Source organism: Cysteiniphilum sp. JM-1 (assembly GCF_008711525.1).
GTDB lineage: Bacteria > Pseudomonadota > Gammaproteobacteria > Francisellales > Francisellaceae > Caedibacter.
In genome coordinates, this window is the sequence record NZ_VXKS01000005.1 from 19,427 (window position 1) to 38,178 (window position 18,752).

The 18,752-nt window shown below is 39.4% G+C and carries 16 protein-coding genes and 1 riboswitch; of the genes, 7 read left to right on the forward strand and 9 right to left on the reverse strand.

Going from position 1 to position 18,752, the window contains the following annotated elements:
- Positions 1-48: 48 nt before the first annotated feature.
- The 3 genes from hypB to F3D68_RS03165 form a co-directional block, all read right to left on the reverse strand.
- A complete protein-coding gene (hypB, locus tag F3D68_RS03155; protein ID WP_151193031.1) occupies positions 49-792 on the reverse strand; it encodes a hydrogenase nickel incorporation protein HypB in 744 nt (247 codons plus the stop codon).
- A gap of 48 nt (positions 793-840) precedes the next feature.
- Entirely contained in the window at positions 841-1,197 is a 357-nt protein-coding gene (locus F3D68_RS03160; protein WP_151193032.1) for a hydrogenase maturation nickel metallochaperone HypA, read from the reverse strand.
- Between the two features lie 333 nt (positions 1,198-1,530).
- Positions 1,531-2,463, reverse strand: coding sequence for an ArgP/LysG family DNA-binding transcriptional regulator (locus tag F3D68_RS03165; protein WP_151193033.1), 933 nt, complete (start codon positions 2,461-2,463; stop codon positions 1,531-1,533).
- A 243-nt stretch (positions 2,464-2,706) separates the two neighbouring features.
- Between F3D68_RS03165 and F3D68_RS03170 the strand changes: the two genes are divergently transcribed.
- From F3D68_RS03170 to pta, 3 genes are all read left to right on the forward strand, one after another.
- Positions 2,707-3,336, forward strand: a complete 630-nt coding sequence (locus F3D68_RS03170; RefSeq protein WP_151193034.1) for a LysE/ArgO family amino acid transporter — start codon at positions 2,707-2,709, stop codon at positions 3,334-3,336.
- A 118-nt stretch (positions 3,337-3,454) separates the two neighbouring features.
- The gene (locus tag F3D68_RS03175) at positions 3,455-4,642 is read left to right on the forward strand and encodes an acetate/propionate family kinase (protein ID WP_151193035.1); all 1,188 of its coding nucleotides are present in this window, start codon (positions 3,455-3,457) and stop codon (positions 4,640-4,642) included.
- Between the two features lie 9 nt (positions 4,643-4,651).
- Positions 4,652-6,748 carry a phosphate acetyltransferase gene (pta, locus tag F3D68_RS03180; protein WP_151193036.1) on the forward strand — a complete coding sequence of 699 codons (2,097 nt, stop codon included), beginning with the start codon at positions 4,652-4,654 and terminating at the stop codon, positions 6,746-6,748.
- Between the two features lie 164 nt (positions 6,749-6,912).
- Here the strand turns inward: pta and F3D68_RS03185 are convergent, their stop codons facing one another.
- The 5 genes from F3D68_RS03185 to msbA all read right to left on the reverse strand — a co-directional run bounded on the left by F3D68_RS03185 (position 6,913) and on the right by msbA (position 11,692).
- Positions 6,913-7,383, reverse strand: a complete 471-nt coding sequence (locus tag F3D68_RS03185; protein WP_151193037.1) for a hydrogenase maturation protease — start codon at positions 7,381-7,383, stop codon at positions 6,913-6,915.
- A 21-nt stretch (positions 7,384-7,404) separates the two neighbouring features.
- Positions 7,405-7,608: a DUF2281 domain-containing protein gene (locus F3D68_RS03190; RefSeq protein WP_151193038.1), complete on the reverse strand. Its 204-nt coding sequence runs from the start codon at positions 7,606-7,608 to the stop codon at positions 7,405-7,407.
- A 101-nt stretch (positions 7,609-7,709) separates the two neighbouring features.
- On the reverse strand, positions 7,710-8,573 hold the full coding sequence (locus tag F3D68_RS03195; RefSeq protein ID WP_151193039.1) for an amidohydrolase family protein: 864 nt from the start codon (positions 8,571-8,573) through the stop codon (positions 7,710-7,712).
- Positions 8,574-8,889: 316 nt separating this feature from the next.
- Positions 8,890-9,909 (reverse strand): tetraacyldisaccharide 4'-kinase, encoded by a 1,020-nt coding sequence (gene lpxK, locus F3D68_RS03200; protein WP_151193040.1) that lies wholly within the window; start codon positions 9,907-9,909, stop codon positions 8,890-8,892.
- Between the two features lie 13 nt (positions 9,910-9,922).
- A complete protein-coding gene (msbA, locus tag F3D68_RS03205) occupies positions 9,923-11,692 on the reverse strand; it encodes a lipid A export permease/ATP-binding protein MsbA (RefSeq protein ID WP_151193041.1) in 1,770 nt (589 codons plus the stop codon).
- 98 nt (positions 11,693-11,790) lie between these two features.
- Between msbA and F3D68_RS11445 the strand changes: the two genes are divergently transcribed.
- The 4 genes from F3D68_RS11445 (at position 11,791) to yfaE (ending at position 17,167) form a co-directional block, all read left to right on the forward strand.
- Entirely contained in the window at positions 11,791-12,912 is a 1,122-nt protein-coding gene (locus F3D68_RS11445; protein ID WP_151193042.1) for a hypothetical protein, read from the forward strand.
- Positions 12,913-13,124: 212 nt separating this feature from the next.
- A riboswitch (cobalamin riboswitch) is annotated at positions 13,125-13,351 on the forward strand.
- Between the two features lie 149 nt (positions 13,352-13,500).
- On the forward strand, positions 13,501-15,789 hold the full coding sequence (gene nrdA, locus F3D68_RS03215; RefSeq protein WP_151193043.1) for a class 1a ribonucleoside-diphosphate reductase subunit alpha: 2,289 nt from the start codon (positions 13,501-13,503) through the stop codon (positions 15,787-15,789).
- Positions 15,786-16,937, forward strand: a complete 1,152-nt coding sequence (gene nrdB / locus F3D68_RS03220; RefSeq protein ID WP_151193044.1) for a class Ia ribonucleoside-diphosphate reductase subunit beta — start codon at positions 15,786-15,788, stop codon at positions 16,935-16,937. The genes nrdA and nrdB overlap by 4 nt, the downstream gene beginning before the upstream one ends.
- A 2-nt stretch (positions 16,938-16,939) precedes the next feature.
- Positions 16,940-17,167 (forward strand): class I ribonucleotide reductase maintenance protein YfaE, encoded by a 228-nt coding sequence (gene yfaE, locus F3D68_RS03225; protein ID WP_151193045.1) that lies wholly within the window; start codon positions 16,940-16,942, stop codon positions 17,165-17,167.
- Positions 17,168-17,170: 3 nt separating this feature from the next.
- On the opposite strand, the gene F3D68_RS03230 is transcribed toward yfaE, so the two are convergent.
- Positions 17,171-18,574 (reverse strand): sugar porter family MFS transporter, encoded by a 1,404-nt coding sequence (locus F3D68_RS03230; RefSeq protein WP_151193129.1) that lies wholly within the window; start codon positions 18,572-18,574, stop codon positions 17,171-17,173.
- Positions 18,575-18,752 lie beyond the last annotated feature (178 nt).

An 18,752-nucleotide genomic window follows, 5' to 3' on the forward strand; every position in this document is an offset into this window, starting at 1 on the left:
AAAAAATTTGCCACACCCAGTTAAAGACCCAAGAAAAACGTCTTTAAGCTATACCCTTTCTTTCAAACTTATTAAAGAAGTTAGCCAGTTTAACCAGTTATCAAACCCCACTTCCATTTTAACCGAAAGCTCAAAAAATCGCATATCACGACGAATTTTACGAATGTTTTCAATGCAACGCTCAACACTAAAATCAACATACGGCAATAGATCCGTTTTATTAATAATCACCGTATCCGCATGATAAAACATATCTGGATATTTCAGTGGTTTATCATCACCTTCTGTCACAGAAATCACAGCAATGCGATACTTTTCACCTAAATCGAACATTGCCGGACAAATTAAATTGCCGACATTCTCAATAAAGACAAAACTGTTTTTTTGAATGTCTAAATGCTCATACGCATGTCCCACCATATGCGCATCCAAATGACATGCTTTACCAGTATTGATCTGATAAGCTTTCGCCCCTGCTTTACGGATCCGATTGGCATCGATGTCAGTTTGTTGGTCGCCTTCAACAACAACGATTGGGTGCTCAGCATGAAGCTTAGCAATTGTCTTTTCAAGTAATGAAGTTTTGCCTGAACCCGGACTGGATACAAAATTAAATGCTAACGCATTTTTAGCATCTAAAACCTTACGATTGGCATGCGCATATTGATCATTTTCTGCCAAAATTGCCTGTTCTAATTTGACACTATCAACCCCATGATCATGATGGTGATGATGGTCATGCGCATGTTGATGCGTGTGCTCAGAACCGCTGCAACCACAAGTTGTACACATAACTTACTCCTTAACTCTTAACTTTTAACTCTTAACTCTTAACTCTTATTATTCTGAAGTCACAAACTCAATTTTCTCCACCAACATATCTTGACCTGTTAGTATTTCTTTATCATGACTTTGACACTTAGGGCATGCATGATAAAACTTTGATAATTGATAATCATGCGTACATGTTAAGCAATGTGCCCATGCTAGTTGCGCCATGATATTCAAGGTACTTTGCGCTAATGGCGTATCTTTAGCAGCAACAGGAAACCAAAAGCGCATGGACTCGATATCAACGCCAGCTAATTGCCCAACACATAGTTCAATCTGTCGCACGGCTTGCGCCTCATATCCCATGCTTTTTGCTTTATCAAGCACAATAGTAATCACACTTTGGCACAATGAAAATTCATGCATAACTTATCAACCGATATATCACTGCAAATTAGACTAGCACATGACAAACAAGCGAGAATAGTATAACTGTGCTATTTAATGCCTTAAATGCGCAAATAATGACATAACGCAAGTTTTTCTTTGATTTATAACTTAGCCTTAAAAATTGGTCATGACCATATTACTGTTCACTTTGATTTTGTAAGCGTTGGCTGAGCGTAAGTCGAAGCCTCTATGAAGCGTGATTTTCCCAAGCTTACCCACTTCGACTGGTGCTCAGTGCATCGCTTCGACTTACGCTCAGGGTACGGTGAGCACTTATGGGTGAATATGTAGTCTTAGCCTTAAAAATTCTCACTCTCTTTTCAAGCCAAATTGCGTACTTGAGATCTTGGTCAATACCGCCTGTGCGTGATCAACAATCATATTGTTCATCTTGCGATATGCTGCATCAGGTAAATCCCAATAGTGCCAATACAAAGGCATTCGCCATACACTTTGTGTATCAAGAACGACAAGTTTACCCTCTGTCAGCTCAGTCACAATGTCTGCTTTGGGAATCAGTGCATATCCTAGAGCCTCTAAACATAATGACTTAAAGCTCTTCACCGATGGGGCAATATGCATATTATTAACATCAGGCTCAAAATGATAAAATTTCTCTATTACCTCAATGTTTAAATCGTCTTTTTGATTAAATGTCAGAAAAGGTGCACTTTTTAATGCGTGAAGCCATGAGCGAGAACCTACTTGGTGTTCGGCAAAATAACGCTGATAAAAGTCCACTGAAGCCACCAATAAATAATCCATACTTCCCAGTAATACACTTTGGCAAAATGGGTAATTAACTGTTTTGTTAGAAACACATGCCAATGCCTTACCTTCCTTGATATAGTTTGCAGTTAGCTCTTGATCATCAGCAATCATCTGCCAGCGCACGTTGGGATATGCTTTGGCAACCTTGATTAATACTTCGCTAAACCACGTATCCAAACTATCATAGTTAATCGCAATACTTAGCTTTAATGCCTGACGATGTGTCTCAATCTCCTGCGTGAGTGCTGACTCTAACCACTTAACTTTTGTCCAATGGTTTAATAGCTTTTCACCCAAGGCAGTTGGTTGATAAGGCAAGTAACGCAACATCAATGGCACGCCATAATGCTTCTCAAGCAGCGCTATGCGCTGTGATACCGCTGATTGTGATATATTTAACTTATTCGCTGCCTTTTCAAAACTTTGCAGTTCAATCACACTACTTAGCGCTGTTAGCCCTTTATAATCCATTACATACCAAATTATTAATATACCTAATGATTCATAATAATATTTAATTTAACTAATCACTGCAACCTAATATAACATTGACCTTAAATAATATGTAATGAATCAAGAATAAGTTGCGTCAGCTAGTACCTCTCCCCTTGCGGGAGAGGGCGTGCAGCTTAAGCTGCACGGGTGAGGGGAGTAATTGAAGCTCAACTTGTTTTTGAATTATTACTATGCTAATTAATAGGAGCAAAATATCTAATGGCATTTTTTACTGGTTTACTTCTTGGTTTAACTCTTATTATGGGCATAGGTGCGCAAAACTTGTTTGTTATCAAGCAAGCAATTACACGCCAATACGCTTATAGCACGGCTTTGATTTGCTTTATCTGTGATGTTATTTTAATTACTATCAGCATGTTTCTTACCGCAACAATGACGCATTATCTTCCTTTTGTGCGCCCGATATTACTGATCGCTGCCATTATTTTTTTGTTCTACTATGGCGCACTCTCATTAAAATCCGCCTATCAAAGTCATGTTTCAGTTAATACGCTATTAAAAAATGAGCAACCAAGCACTCAAACATTAAACATCTACAAAGTGATTTTTCTTAGCTGCTCATTTAGTTTATTAAATCCTCAGGCAATTTTAGATATCGTTGTACTTTTAGGTGGTGTTGCGTCTAAATACAAGCTCACCTATTTACAACTGGAGTTTATGGCTGGCGCACTCAGTGCAAGCTTTATCTGGTTTTTTGGTCTAACGGCTCTAGGCCTTCGTCTTAATCTTTTTTTCCAAAGTCGACACACATGGAAATATTTAGAGCTATTTTCAGGGCTTTTTATGTATGTAATTGCCATTAAATGCATCTTCCTGCTTATTCACTAAAGCATGACATAACGCAAGTTTTGTTTACTTTTGTACGCTTAGTGTATGTTTGGGTTTCCAATAAAGCACTGTCTTAGGCTATAGTGAGTAGCACTTAAGTCTTAATAGTTTTTAACCTATGCCACAGTACTTTCTTGTTTTTAATTGCGGTAGCTCCTCAATTAAATTCTCACTTTATGATCACAATACCTTGCTACAGACGCTTATTGGGCTGGTTGATAAAATCAATACCAAAGAAACAACGCTAAGCATTTCTGCTAATGGGCAAACTAAAACAGAGACTTCACCACTTAATTATCATCAAGCATTTGCCAAAATTATTGGTTTTTTAAAGCAGCAAGACTATTTCAATCAAATCATTGCTATTGGTCATCGCGTGGTGCATGGTGGACATCATTTCGATCGTGCCGTTATTGTAACGGCTGATGTTATTGCTAAAATTCGCGCCCTTACCCCTTTAGCACCCTTGCATAACCCTGCCAATCTTGAAGGCATTGAGTTTTGTCAGCAGCATTTTGTATCGATACCTCAGGTTGCTGTCTTTGATACGGCTTTTCACCAGAGTATACCTGAGGAAATCTATCGCTATGCCATCCCCAATACGCTTTATGAGGATTTACATATTAGAAAATATGGCTTTCATGGAATAAGTCACCAGTATATTGCTCAAGCGGCAGCTCAACATCTATCTCTTACACAAGGCAATTTCATCTGCGCGCATCTAGGCAATGGCTGCAGTGTCACCGCGATAAAAAATGGTAAAAGCATCAATACCAGCATGGGATTTACGCCGTTGGATGGACTGGTCATGGGCACGCGCTCAGGCACTATTGACCCTGGTATTTTTAGCTATCTTCAACAGATGCTTAATATGGATATTAATGAAATTAATCAGCTATTAAACAAACAAAGTGGTTTGCGTGGCTTATGCGAGTTAAGTGATCTGCGTGAAATTGAACATCTTATTGCCAAACCTGATATCGAATTAAAGCAAGCAAAACAGGCGAAATTAGCACTGGATATATTTAGTCACCGTGTCGCGAGCTTCATTGCGAGCTATCTTATGTATTTTGATCAATTTGATGGGCTTATTTTTACCGCGGGCATTGGTCAAAACAGTGCCTTAGTACGTCAACAAATCATCAATCGACTTAAGTTCAGCAGCTTTGCCATTGATGCTGTGCGCAATGAAAATGCCATAGAAGCAATTGAAATTCATGCTAATGGCAGCAAACGCATTATGGTACTCAAAACCGATGAAGAACGAATGATTGCGCAAAGTTGTCAAATGTTATTAGCTAATTAAGGATCAAACATGAGTCTACCAATCATACTACTACCTACCGGTCAAGGTGTTGGCTTGTTCTCGTTAAAGCAAGGCTTAAGATATGCCCTTGAACAGCGTGGCTATCGCGTTAAGCTGTTTAATCCATTATTTGATGCAGAAATCTCGTCTTCTGAAATTGAGCATTATTTTCAACAAAACAAAATGAAAGACTTCTTTGAATACTTGCTTAATATTTATGATAAAGTTAGCCAAAACAGTGATATTACCTTAATTGATGGCGTGTTTATCAAAGAACACAATCATAATCAGTTTGAATGGCTAAACGCTTACATCAATCTCTTTAATAAAACACTTATTCGCGCATTTAACGCTAATGTTATCCTCATTGCACGCCAAGGATATAAAACGCTAAAAGACCTTGAGATTCAACTAAAGCTATATCAACAGCAAATTCCCCAAGACGCACTTTTAGGCGCCATTGTTACTAAACTTAACGCGCCAGTTGATAGTGATGGCAAAAATCGTTTTAGTTTATTAGATGAAGATATTAACAGTAGCGTACCAAGCGTTACGCGATCAGACATTGAAGCATTAACTATCTTTAGCAGTAATCATCTGAATTTACTCGGGGTGACACATTGGCAAAATAATCTCACCTATCCTCGTGTTATTGATATCGCCAATCGTTTAAATTTAACTGCACTCTTTGAGGGCTTTGATCTTGAGCGCCGTGTGCATATCGTCACCATGTGCTCACGTACCGTCGATCACGCTTTAGATGAGATAAAACCAGGGACATTAATCATCACAGCTGCTGATCGCAGTGATATTATTCTAGCAGTGACAGTTGCCGCACAAAAAGGCATTAAAATCGCAGGATTAATATTAACTGCCTTCTCACTTGCCAATCGTGCCCTGCTGGATTTCTGTCTTGATGCGGCTAAAGGCATGTCTTTGCCTATCTTTGTGACCGACAATAAAAGTATTAGTACCATTTTGAAATTAGCTGATATTGATTACAGCAGCATTCCTAAAGATGATATAACGCGTTTAAATCTCTTGCGATCATCCATTGCTGAATGTATTGATGTCGATATGATTACACACAAGCTCACTGCAACACCCGCACCAACCAAACTATCGCCACCGGCGTTTCGTCATTATCTGATTAAGCGCGCAACTGAAGTCACCAAACGTATCATTCTACCCGAGGGTTTAGAGCCGCGCACAATTGAAGCTGCTATTTTCTGTAGCGAACGCAAGATTGCTACTTGTATCTTATTAGCAAAACGCGATGATGTGATTGAAGTTGCCAAAAAGCAAGGCTTACACTTATCGGATAAAGTCATCACAATTGACCCAGATAGCATCAAAGCTCAGTATCTCAAGCCACTTATCGATGCGCGCAAACACAAAGGCATGACCGAAATTATGGCGCGTGATGCACTTGAAGATAATGTAACCCTTGCAACCATGATGTTATATATGTCAGATGTTGATGGCTTAGTCGCCGGTGCTTTAAATACCACAGCACATACCATTTCCCCCGCACTTAAAATCATTAAAACAAAACCCGACTGCTCGATTGTCTCGTCGGTATTTTTTATGTGCCTTGAAGATCAAGTACTTATTTATGGCGATTGCGCAGTTAATCCTGATCCGACAACCGAGCAATTAGCTGAAATTGCTATTCAAAGCGCTGAGTCTGCCACAGCATTTGGTATTGACCCTAAAATTGCCATGATCAGTTATAGCACGGGAGATTCAGGTCATGGTGCCGATGTTGATAAAGTCAAATCTGCAACTGAATTGGTTAAGGCAAAACGTCCTGATCTAATCGTTGATGGTCCCTTGCAATATGATGCTGCCACAACGCTCTCGGTTGCTCAAAAAAAGGCACCTAATAGTGCCGTTGCCGGATATGCCAATGTATTGATTTTTCCAGATTTAAATACAGGCAATACAACCTATAAAGCCGTGCAGCGAAGTGCTGACGTCTTAAGCATAGGTCCCGTATTGCAAGGCTTAAACAAGCCGGTTAATGATCTCTCGCGCGGCGCAACCGTCGATGATATTATTTACACCATTGCAATTACTGCGATTCAATCACACGCCACTGAGTAAACGTTGATTAAGCGTAAGTCGAAGCCCTTCATTCTCAAGCGCACCCTTCGACTCATGCTCAGGGTGCGATAAGCACTTCAACCATATTTCATTAAGTAAACGTTGGCTGAGCGTAAGTCGAAGCCTTTATAAGCATACCATTCTCGGGCGTATGCAATACGCCCCTACGATTTAATCAACTGGAGAGTTATCATCTGCGCCATATTACTCACGGACTTTTTCACATCATCCGATAAGACATCATCCTTCACAAATAAATGCTTTCCTTGCACACCATAAAACAGCACATGATCTATCGGCATATAAAGCGCATTTGCCAATGCCAAAGAAGGTGCAACACCAATATTATGAGAAGATAAAAACCCACTAAACTCAAGAATTTCATGCGACTTTAGAGTGAATGGCACACCGGGCTCAACGCTCGCATTAACTGCATCGATCAGAATGATTTGAGCATAGTCCTTTTCTAAGAAACGCAATAAATTCAAACCTGGTCGATCAGCAATCTCAATATCAATATGTGAACGTTGGTTACTCTTGAGCATCTCTTTGATTTCTTTTGCTACTAACCATCCAAATTGATCATCGCCAAAAGGCGAGCCAATACCAAGAACAAGTGTTTTTTGTTTTCTCATCCTTACTTGTCATCACCAAAATCATAAGTCATTATAGATTTCGTCCTCATCATTATCCCACACTGCTTGAAAGCTTGACTGTGACATCATTGTGAAATCTTGACGCACTTTTTGCAAACTATCTTTTTGATGCAAAAAATCAATAAAATCCTCCACCTCTGCAAAATACTTCTCGGGTAAATGGTTTAGCTTCTGAGTGATTAAATCAATATGTTTTGACTGCATAAAAACTCCATATACTCATTGATGTCTGAAATTATGGACTACATTTCGACAAACATCAAATAAAGAGTTTAATCGCAATGACCAGAGCAATATGCTAAGCATTAGTTTTCTGCAAGGAATTGAAATTGATAGAAAATTAATGCATTATCATAAAAAACCTCACCTTTACCTGCACATAATTGACCCAGCGTTTTAAACCACTCAAGTGGATTATCACGAAAACACACGGGATTATTTGAGGCATACATGAGTCTCTGGTAACCAAAACAGTCAATTGCATAGTCAATAATCGCCTTGCTATGCGCGAGCTGTCCTAACATTTGCAGTCCTGACAATTTCAGTGAAACATGCTCAGTCTCGGATAAGACTCGCATACTTTGTTGCCATAGCTGACGCTGTTCGTCATTCTCCCATAATGGCAAACCACAATGTTCAATCGCTGTTTTAACACGTGATGCTTTAAGGTGTGGCGCAAGATTTAATAACTGTCGCGGGTAGGCTTGGCAGTCAAAAATAAGATCATAATCCGCTAATATTTGCAAATTAGCGATCACATTGGGATCCGTTGATAGATCCTGCGATTCAGGGCAGTAATCAACGTCCTGTTCATAGGCTAGAATATGACGGATACCAATGACTTGAGGATACTGCTTAAGCTTGTCTAGCTTGGCAATAAACAGTACTTTTGGCAATGTCATATCGACATAAGCAATATGTCTGATTTGAATTTCAGGGCATTTTTGCGCCGCTGCCATCAACCATTTAATTTCAACCTCTGTGTCAATACGACTATCATGCGCTTCAATATGCACCGCACCATAGAGTTTATCCTGCATTTTCTGCTGTAGTGTCTGAGGCAAGAAATCCTGCTTCAGCGCTTCATTTGATTGATTTAACACCCAACTATTTATCCTTTGATTTAAGTCCCAAAAGTGAACATGTGTATCGATAACCTGCAAAACCATACTCCATCAATTCAAGTTTTTTGTATTCTATACTCCCCAGAATTCATTTTACAGCGTTTACTGCCTCAACGCTGTAACAGTTTTGATACACGACAATACTCCATTGAAACAGCAAATTGTTTTATTTCTGCTATTCTTATCTACAGAAGCCCCCAGTAAAACCACAACCCAAGAGGTGAATATTATGAAATTATTTGACTTATATATCGACTACGTTCGTCAAAGCAAGATTAACAACGATACAGATCAACCGCAAATCTTCATGATCAAATAGGCAAAAGAAAACCCAAAATAACTGATCAAACAAGTTTCTCTGTTAGAGTTTTCCTCCCTTCTTTCCCCTCTCTAGCAGAGAGAGTTTCTCATCTAATATCTCAAAGAATTCATTTTCAATTTGAGGTGATATCGCCAAATAATACCAATTATCTTTGGCAAAGCCTTGGCATTTTACCGCATCTTTGTACGTCATAATGACAGGTGTGTTTTCATCCATCGCTTTAAAATCATCAAGAATGAAACTATGATGATCTTTAAAAGGATATTCCTCAACCATAAAGCCTAGATTGTTTAAGGTATTAAAAAAGCGCTTAGGGTTACCAATACCTGCCACAGCATAACATGTACTACCCACGGACTTCATTAATTGATCAATAGCAAACTGCTGACCTGTTGCTAAACTTACTAAGCTTTGAGGCAATAGTTGCATATCATATTGTGCTTTATTGCTTACGCTCGCCCTACCACCACCGTTGATAATCATCATATCAACCTCTTTTAAGCGTGTAATAGGTTCACGCAAAGGACCTGCTGGCAAACATAAGCCATTGCCAAATTGGCGCTGACCATCAACCACGGCAATTTCTACGTCTCGATGCATCACATAATGCTGTAAACCATCGTCACTGATAATGATATCAACCGTTTTAAGTTTCTGTTCAATATATTGGATCGCTTCAACACGCTTAGGTGAGATAACAATTGGGATATCTGGTAATAACTGATGCAGCATAAAAGGCTCATCACCACAGACACTTGCTGTCGTTGTCTGATCTATCCTAAAAGGATAGTGTGTTGCTTTACCACCATAACCACGAGTAATAATTCCTGGATGATAGCCCTGCTTTTTTAAATACTGGCAAAGGACCTGCACCACAGGCGTTTTACCCGTGCCGCCAACAGCAATATTGCCAACGACAATCACAGGCAATTTACTGTGATAAGCATTTTTTTGTAGCTTAACTCTGCGTTTCTTAGCAATGTATGAAAAAAGCCATGACAAAGGTGTCAAGATCATTGCGCGCCAAGTCTTATGCGCTGTGTACCAATCCTTTTGCATCACTTAGGACTCTTTAATGCAGCGATTGATGATAAAGCTGATAATATAAGCCGTTTTCATTTTGCAATAATGCTTTATGACTGCCCATCTCAACAATTTCACCACCATCCATCACCACGATCTGATCAGCGTGTTCAACCGTTGATAGCCTATGGGCAACAACAAACGTCGTGCGATCTTTCATTAAGCGCTCTAATGCCTGCTGCACTATGCGTTCAGACTCGTTATCCAGTGCACTGGTTGCTTCATCTAGGATTAATACCGGCGCATTTTTCAAAAGGGCTCGTGCAATTGCAACACGTTGGCGCTGCCCACCAGATAGACTTAGACCATTTTGTCCGACTTTGGTATATAAACCCTTAGGCAACTTCTCAATAAAATCCCAAGCATTAGCAGCTTTTGCCGCTTCAATCACTTCTTCTTCACTGACCTCGCCATCACGACCGTAAGCGATATTATGAAAGAGTGTGTCATCAAATAGATTAACATGCTGCGACACTAGTGAAATATGACTACGCAAGTTTGCCAAAGTCAGTGATTGCATATCCTCATTATCTAGAAGGATCTGCCCCTTTGTCGGTTGGTAGAAGCGTGCTAATAAGTTCACCATCGTGGTTTTACCACCACCTGATCGCCCAACTAAAGCAATGGTTTGCCCAGGTTTTGCGATCAAATTAATATGTTTTAATACCACTTGCTGAGACTCTGGGTAAGAAAAGCTTAGATCTTTAAACTCAACTTGACCTTTGACATGTGATAATTGCTTGCTACCCTTGTCTTCCTCAGATTTTGCATCCAAGATCTCAAAGATATCCTCGGTTGCAGCAATCGCTTTTTGAATGGTTGAGTTAACATTGGTTAAATTTTTAATCGGTTTTAAAATCGCCATCATTGATGCAAAAAAGGCAACAAAGCCACCGGCATCAAGCCAGCCACCTTCTTTTAAGCCATAGGTTGCCACGATAAACAAAATCACCGCAATAACAATCGCACCAATAAATTGAATAATCGGTGAAGATAATCCATCAAGCATCAAGGTTTTGATTTGTTGGCGATAGGTATAGCTTAGGTTGTGATCAAACTTTTGCAGTTGATATTTTTGCCCACCAAAGACGCGGATTTCCTTGTAATTAATTAATGCTTCTTCGGCAAAGTGTGTTACCGAACCCATTGCTGATTGGGTATTGCGGCTATAATGGCGAAATTTCTTACTGATCCAAGTGATAAAAACCGCAAGGAAAGGGGCAACAACAATCACTGTAATTGATAATTGCCAACTGGTTACGACCATTACAATAATCAATCCAATGACAAAGGTACCATCTTGCACGACAGTGATAATCGCAGAGCCCGTGGCACTGGTTACTTGATCGACGTTATATAAAAGCTTAGAGAGCAATTTACCTGATGAGGTTTTATCATAATAATGCGCGGGCAGATCTAAAAACTTGCCAAACATACGCTTGCGAAAGCGATAAACAACTTGCGCACCGAGCTTACCCATAAAGAATGATGATAAGAACGAGCCAACACCACGCAAAGTAAACAAAAGTAAAAACACCAAGGCAATGCCCTTTAAAAACTCACCTCCTGTCGGGGTAAACCCTTTGTTTAATAAAGGTTTAATCAAATACATCGCATAGGCATCACACGCCGAATAGATAATACTACCGATGACAGAGATCAATAAAAGTGGCCATAACGATCTAACTTCCCACAGTAATCTTTTGTACAAACTATAGGTTTTCTTATTCGCATTTTCAGAAACGTGCATATTTTGCATATTTTTATCTTTATTTTATTTAAGAAGCCAAATTGTCACAGAGTTTACCTAAATTTACTGATAACATAAAGAATAAGCTCGCTTAAGCTACAATAAACATGCAAACGTATTTAGTCGGCGGCGCTGTCCGCGATCAATTATTAGACCTGCCTGTCACGGATCATGACTGGCTTGTGGTTAATGCCAAACAATCAGACATGCTAAAGCTTGGATTTATTCAGGTAGGTAAGAATTTCCCCGTGTTTTTACATCCAAAAACACATGAGGAATACGCACTAGCGCGCACAGAAATAAAAACAGGTCGCGGCTATCAAGCCTTTACATTTGACACGGATGAAGTCTCATTGATTGAAGATTTGAAGCGACGTGATCTCACCATTAACGCCATGGCAATTGATGAAAATGGTCAACTACACGATCCTTTTAATGGTCAAGAAGATATCAAAAACAAAAAACTTCGCCACGTTAGTGATGCTTTTTGCGAGGATCCTTTGCGCGTGCTGCGTGTTGCACGCTTTGCTGCCAAGCTTCATTACCTTGGATTTACCATTACTGATGAAACGTTGAAACTTATGCAAACCATTATTGCTAATAACGAGCTTGAAGCATTATCTCACGAGCGCATTTTGCAAGAGTTTACACGCGCATTAAACACGGCAAACTTCGAGGTTTTCTTATCGACATTGCAACAGTTAGGTGCCTTTGAACATATTCTTAAACCCTTACAAACATTAGCAATCACTAAACTTAAACCATTATTAGATGCAATTGAATTACAATGTGAAAATCATGATATTTTGTTTGCTCTACTGTTCGTACATTTAGACAACGAACAGGCACTTATAGACGTATTAAATGAACTTAAACCGCCGAAAAGCACTCAAATACTTAGCCTTAGACTTTATCGTCATCATTGGTTTTTTAGCACATTACAACAGCACTCAGAAAAAGATATTTTACAAACATTCAAGGCAATTGACGCATTGCGCAATAAATCAGCTTTTCACGATTTCCAGAGAGCACTAAGACATCTTTATCAAAATTCAGCGCATGCCATATCTAATATATGTTTAAGTGCCAAAATTCAAAAAGCGTTAACCGAATATGATTATGGTTTAGCACTTAAAAATATTCGCAATAAGCAAACGATTGCTAAAACCGTGATGAAGTTACAGTTACAGCTGATCAAGGAAATAATCAAGAGCAAATTGCCCGATTAAGAGCAAATAAAGCTTTCGCTTTTTGCTATTAATAACTATAAAATCCGATCTTATACCGCGCGTAAATCATTTTGCGGTGTTCGGTGTCAAAGAAGTTTTTGATGCTTTTGAGCGATTGAATTGCAGGTAATAGCTTGGACTATTGGCAAAATTCAATCGCTTAAAGGCGCGAGAAATTCAACGACAGAAATGCTGTAAAATGGTTTATGGGCGGTATACACATCGCTAATGGTTTGCGCGAATTTGCGCAACGCAAGAGGGAATCTGGTGTAACTCCAGAGCTGGCCCGCAGCGGTAATTGGAAACGAACGATACACTTTGACTCTCACCACCTGAAAGTCATTGAAACGCACTGATTGAAACAATTGGGAAGCAGTATCTAGTAGGTGTTTAAATGCGTCCATAAGCCCGAATATCTGCCATTGGTTAAATTGATTTTATGTTAAAAAAGCTTTCGTGGAACAAAGCACACATTATGGTAAAGATAATTGGCATTGATTAATAAATTATTATCAACGCACTTCTTGCTCACTTATGTCCTTATTCCCGATTGCTTAGTTTAAATTAATCGCGGATAGAGGATAAAAAATGAATGTAAATGTCACCAAACGCTCAGGGCGATTAGAGCCTGTTAATCTGGATAAAATCCATCGCGTCATCACTTGGGCTGCTGAGGGTTTAGAAAATGTCTCGGTTTCTCAAGTCGAGCTGCAATCGCATATTCAATTGTATGAAGGTATGAAAACAGCGGATATTCAAGCGATTATCATTAAAACGGCTGCCGATTTAATCTCTGAAGAAACACCTGATTATCAATATATGGCAGCGCGCTTAGCGATCTTCCACTTGCGCAAATTAGCTTATGGCGAATTTGAACCTCCGCATTTATATGATCATGTTGCAGCACTAATCAAAGCAAAAAAGTATGACGGACATTTGCTTGATGACTACTCTCGTGCTGAGTTCGAGCAAATGAATACGCATATTGATCATTGGCGTGATATGAACTTTACCTATGCTGCGGTGAATCAAATGCAAGGCAAGTATCTCGTGCAAAATCGCGTCACTGGCAAGATCTATGAAACCCCACAAATGCTTTATATGTTGGTGAGCGCTTGTTTATTTTCAAAGCATGACAAAGCAACACGTATGCAATACGTACTTGATTTTTATGATGCGATTAGCCAATTTAAGCTGTCTTTACCCACCCCAATTATGGCGGGGGTACGTACGCCAACACGGCAATTTAGCTCATGTGTGCTTATTGATACTGATGATAGTTTAGACTCAATCAATGCTTCCGCATCGGCTATTGTCAAGTACGTCTCACAGCGCGCAGGCATTGGCGTTAATGCCGGCAAAATCCGCGCATTGGGTAGTGAGATCCGTCAAGGCGAAGCACTACACACTGGCTGCATTCCTTTTTATAAACATTTCCAAACAGCAGTTAAATCATGTTCACAAGGGGGTGTGCGTGGTGGTGCGGCTACCTTGTTTTATCCACTGTGGCATTTAGAGGTCGAGTCTCTCTTGGTGCTTAAAAATAACCGTGGAGTCGAGGATAACCGCATCCGCCACTTAGATTATGGTTTGCAAATCAATCGCTTAATGTACCAACGCTTAATCGAACAAAAGGATATTACCCTTTTCAGCCCCAGTGATGTACCTGGATTATATGATGCTTTTTTTGCTGAGCAAGGTGAGTTTGAGAGGCTTTATATTGCTGCAGAAAACACACCCAATATCCGCAAAAAAACAATAAAAGCCAGTGAGCTTTTCGCCCTGTTAATGCAAGAGCGCGCGCAAACTGGACGTATTTACATTCAAAACGTTGATCATTGTAATACGCATTCGGCATTTAATGCGCAACTTGCTCCGATTAAACAATCTAATTTATGCATGGAGATCACCTTACCCACTAAACCACTTGAGCATATTTTTGATGAAAATGGTGAGATTGCACTATGTACTTTATCCGCATTTAACTTAGGTGCTCTTGATTCTCTTGATGAACTGGCGTCTTTAGCCACGTTAATTGTCACGGCTTTAGATCATTTATTGGATTATCAAAACTATCCGTTAGCGTCAGCTGAAATTCCCGCAAAAGCGCGCCGCAGCTTAGGGGTTGGCGTTATTAACTTTGCTTATTACTTAGCTAAAAATCATTTTAAATACAGTGATGGCAGTGCCAATAAACTAACACATCAAACTTTTGAGGCTATTCAATATTATCTACTGAAAGCATCCAATCAATTAGCTCGAGCAAAAGGCGCTTGCACATACTTCAACGATACAAGCTATGCCCAAGGATTGCTCCCCATTGATCACTATAAGAAAAGTATCGATGAATTTGCTGATTTTCCACTGCAATATGACTGGGAAGCCTTGCGCCAAGACATTCAACAACATGGTTTACGCAATTCTACCTTAAGTGCGATCATGCCATCAGAAACCTCGTCACAAATATCCAACGCCACTAATGGAATCGAGCCACCACGCGGTTTGGTCTCGATCAAACAAAGTAAAGATGGCGTATTAAAACAGGTCGTCCCTGAGATTCAGCGTCTAAAATCTCACTATGAGCTGTTATGGCAAATGCCTAATAATACCGGTTATTTGCAACTTTGTGCGATTATTCAAAAGTTTATCGATCAATCAATTTCAGCCAACACCAACTATGATCCGCTTAAATTTAATGATCATAAAGTGCCAATGCAAACATTAATGTCTGATTTATTAATCGCTTATAAATATGGCTTAAAAACACTTTATTATCACAATACGCGTGATCACGCCAAAGAAAGTAAAGAGCCAACTAATAATACAATCGAGATAGCAGATATCGACGAATGCGAATCAGGGGCATGTAAAATATGACACAAAGTTACCATTACTCGACCTTTCAAACGACATCAAATAACCAACTGCATGAACCGATGTTTTTTGGCACATCAGTCAATGTCTCACGCTTTGATCAACAAAAGCACCCTATTTTTGAACGCTTGATTGAAAAGCAGCTATCTTTTTTCTGGCGCCCTGAGGAGATTGATTTAAGTCGAGATCGCGTTGATTTTCAAAAGTTCAACGCCATTGAAAAGCATATTTTCTTATCTAATCTACAGTATCAAACCTTGCTGGACTCAGTGCAAGGACGCAGCCCAAATATTGCCTTTTTACCACTTGTCTCGCTACCTGAGCTTGAAACGTGGATTGAAACATGGAGCTTTTTTGAAACAATTCATAGCCGCTCATACACACATATGGTGCGCTCGCTTATGGATGATCCAAGCCCTGTATTTAATGAGATTGTTGATAATCATGAGATTAGGAAACGCGCACAGAACATCACTTATTATTACGATCATCTAATCATGCAAACACAGCTTTTACAAACACAAGGCACTGGAAGCTATAACATTGATGGTAAAACCATTGAAGTCAGTCAACAAAGCATTAAAAAAGCACTTTACTTGGCTCTGCATGCTGTTAACGCCCTTGAAGCCATCCGCTTTTATGTCAGCTTTGCCTGTACGTTTGCCTTTTCTGAGCAAAAGAAACTTGAAGGCTGTGGCAAAATTATGAAGCTGATTGCGCGCGATGAGTCGGTACATTTAACCAGTACTCAGCATATGATTAATATCATCCTCTCAGGTAAAGATGGAGACACTGAGTTAACCGAGATTGCGCACAATCTACATGATGAGGCGCAAGCGATTTTCAAAGAAGCCATCGCACAAGAAAAGGCATGGGCAAAGTACCTGTTTTCACAAGGCTCTATATTGGGATTGAATGAACAGATTCTTTGTCAATATATTGACTACTTAGCCAAAGAACGCATGCAAGCTGTGGGACTTAATACCGATGATATTATCGCGCCCAAAGGTAATCCCATACCGTGGATTAATCATTATCTTAACTCAGATAACGTCCAAGTCGCACCACAAGAAACAGAAATCAGCTCCTATCTTGTAGGACAGATTGATAGTAATGTTGCCGATAATGCCTTTAGTGGTTTTGAACTATAACAATGGTTCTTATTAAGCTTAATGATCAAATTATAACGATTGATAATAATGAATTAACGATACTTGAATATCTTGAACAACAGGGCATTGCTGCCAATTTCCAATGCCGCGATGGTGTATGTGGCACCTGCCGCTGTCAACTAATCTCAGGAGAGGTTCAATACACCAAAGAGCCACTTGCTTTTGTTAAAGATGATGAAGTGCTTATTTGTATTGCTAAAACTCAGTAACACTTAACGCCCAATATGCGCAAGACGTTTACCTGATTTCAAATTTTGTTCTATTTGCTCTAATGAAACCCCTTTTGTTTCGGGCACAAAGAGTTTAGTAAAGAACATACACACAAGACAAACCAATCCAAAGCCAAAGAAGGTGTTGCCTGGTGCAAAGGTTAACCAGGTCAATGCAAAGTTACCTAAGATGGCATTACAAAGCCAGTTTGATGTCGTTGATGCGGTGATTCCTAAATCACGTCCTTCTAACGGCTGAATTTCAGAGCATATAATCCAAATCATGGGGCCCATCGAAATCGCAAAACCAAAGATAAATACCAAACAAAAAATTAATGTAATCCACTGTAGTGCAGAGCTTAACTGCATATGTGAAACAGGTAGGTTATTAATCAATTCAACCGAGTAATGAGTCTTGAATACCACACCAACGATAAGACAAGATAAAACCAATAAGCTCAAGCCAAAATAAAGAATTGGCTTGCGTCCAAATTTATCAACATACTTTATTGCTAAAATCGTTGTTAATACATTCACTAAGCCAATAACAATTGTAGCTACAGCTGGGTTACCAAAACCTGCCATCTTGAAAATATCTGTTGAGTAATACATAAAAGCATTCATCCCCGTAAACTGTTGGAATGCTTGCAGTAAAATTCCCAACAATAATACTTTTAAGAAAAAGCCATGGCGTAACATTTTAAAGCCACTGCCTTTAACATTAGTTGCATTTTTGATCTCGTCTACTTCCTGATAAGCTTCTTCATCATTATCACGAATCCTTTTTAGCACGACTAAAGCCTTTTCTTCCTGTCCAGTTAAAATCAACCAACGTGGGCTTCGTGGTAAGGTTAAGCAACCTAGTAACATAACGATTGATGGAATAGCAATACTGGCAAGCATGATACGCCAAGATCCTGTGGAACTTAACGCTGAGTTACACAGATACATCAAGAAAATACCAATCGTAATCATAAATTGATACATCGCAATAATGCCACCACGAAACTCTTTAGGTGCAATTTCCGATAGGTACAGTGGTGAAATAAAAGAAGCAATACCAACGGCTAAACCAACAACAAATCGTGATACCAATAACGCATCAAAGTTAGGTGCAAAAACGCCAACAAATGTGAATATGGTAAAAATTAATGCCGCCAGAATTAATACCACCTTTCGCCCAAAGCGCCGTGATAGAATACCGCTAAAAATCGCACCAATTGCCGCACCAACAAGTAACGTGCTTGCGACATGCTGAGACTGCGTTAAGCTTAAGCTAAAATTTTTGACAATCAAATCTAATGAACCATTAACATAGGCAATATCCATACCGAACAACAACCCCGCCAACGCACCAATAATGGCAACGCGTATGGTTATTGCGTTTAGTTTTTTTTCTTTCATTATTCCCACCCTGTTTTATTTTATATTTCTGGTTTTATCACAATTCCGCTTGCATGTTATCGATTTAATTTTTATTTGTAAATATTCTACCCGCTTATTATTTTCCGAACTCCTAATCCTCCCATTACTGAAATACACCAGCATGCTCAAAACTCAATCAAAACACATGACCCTAGAGATA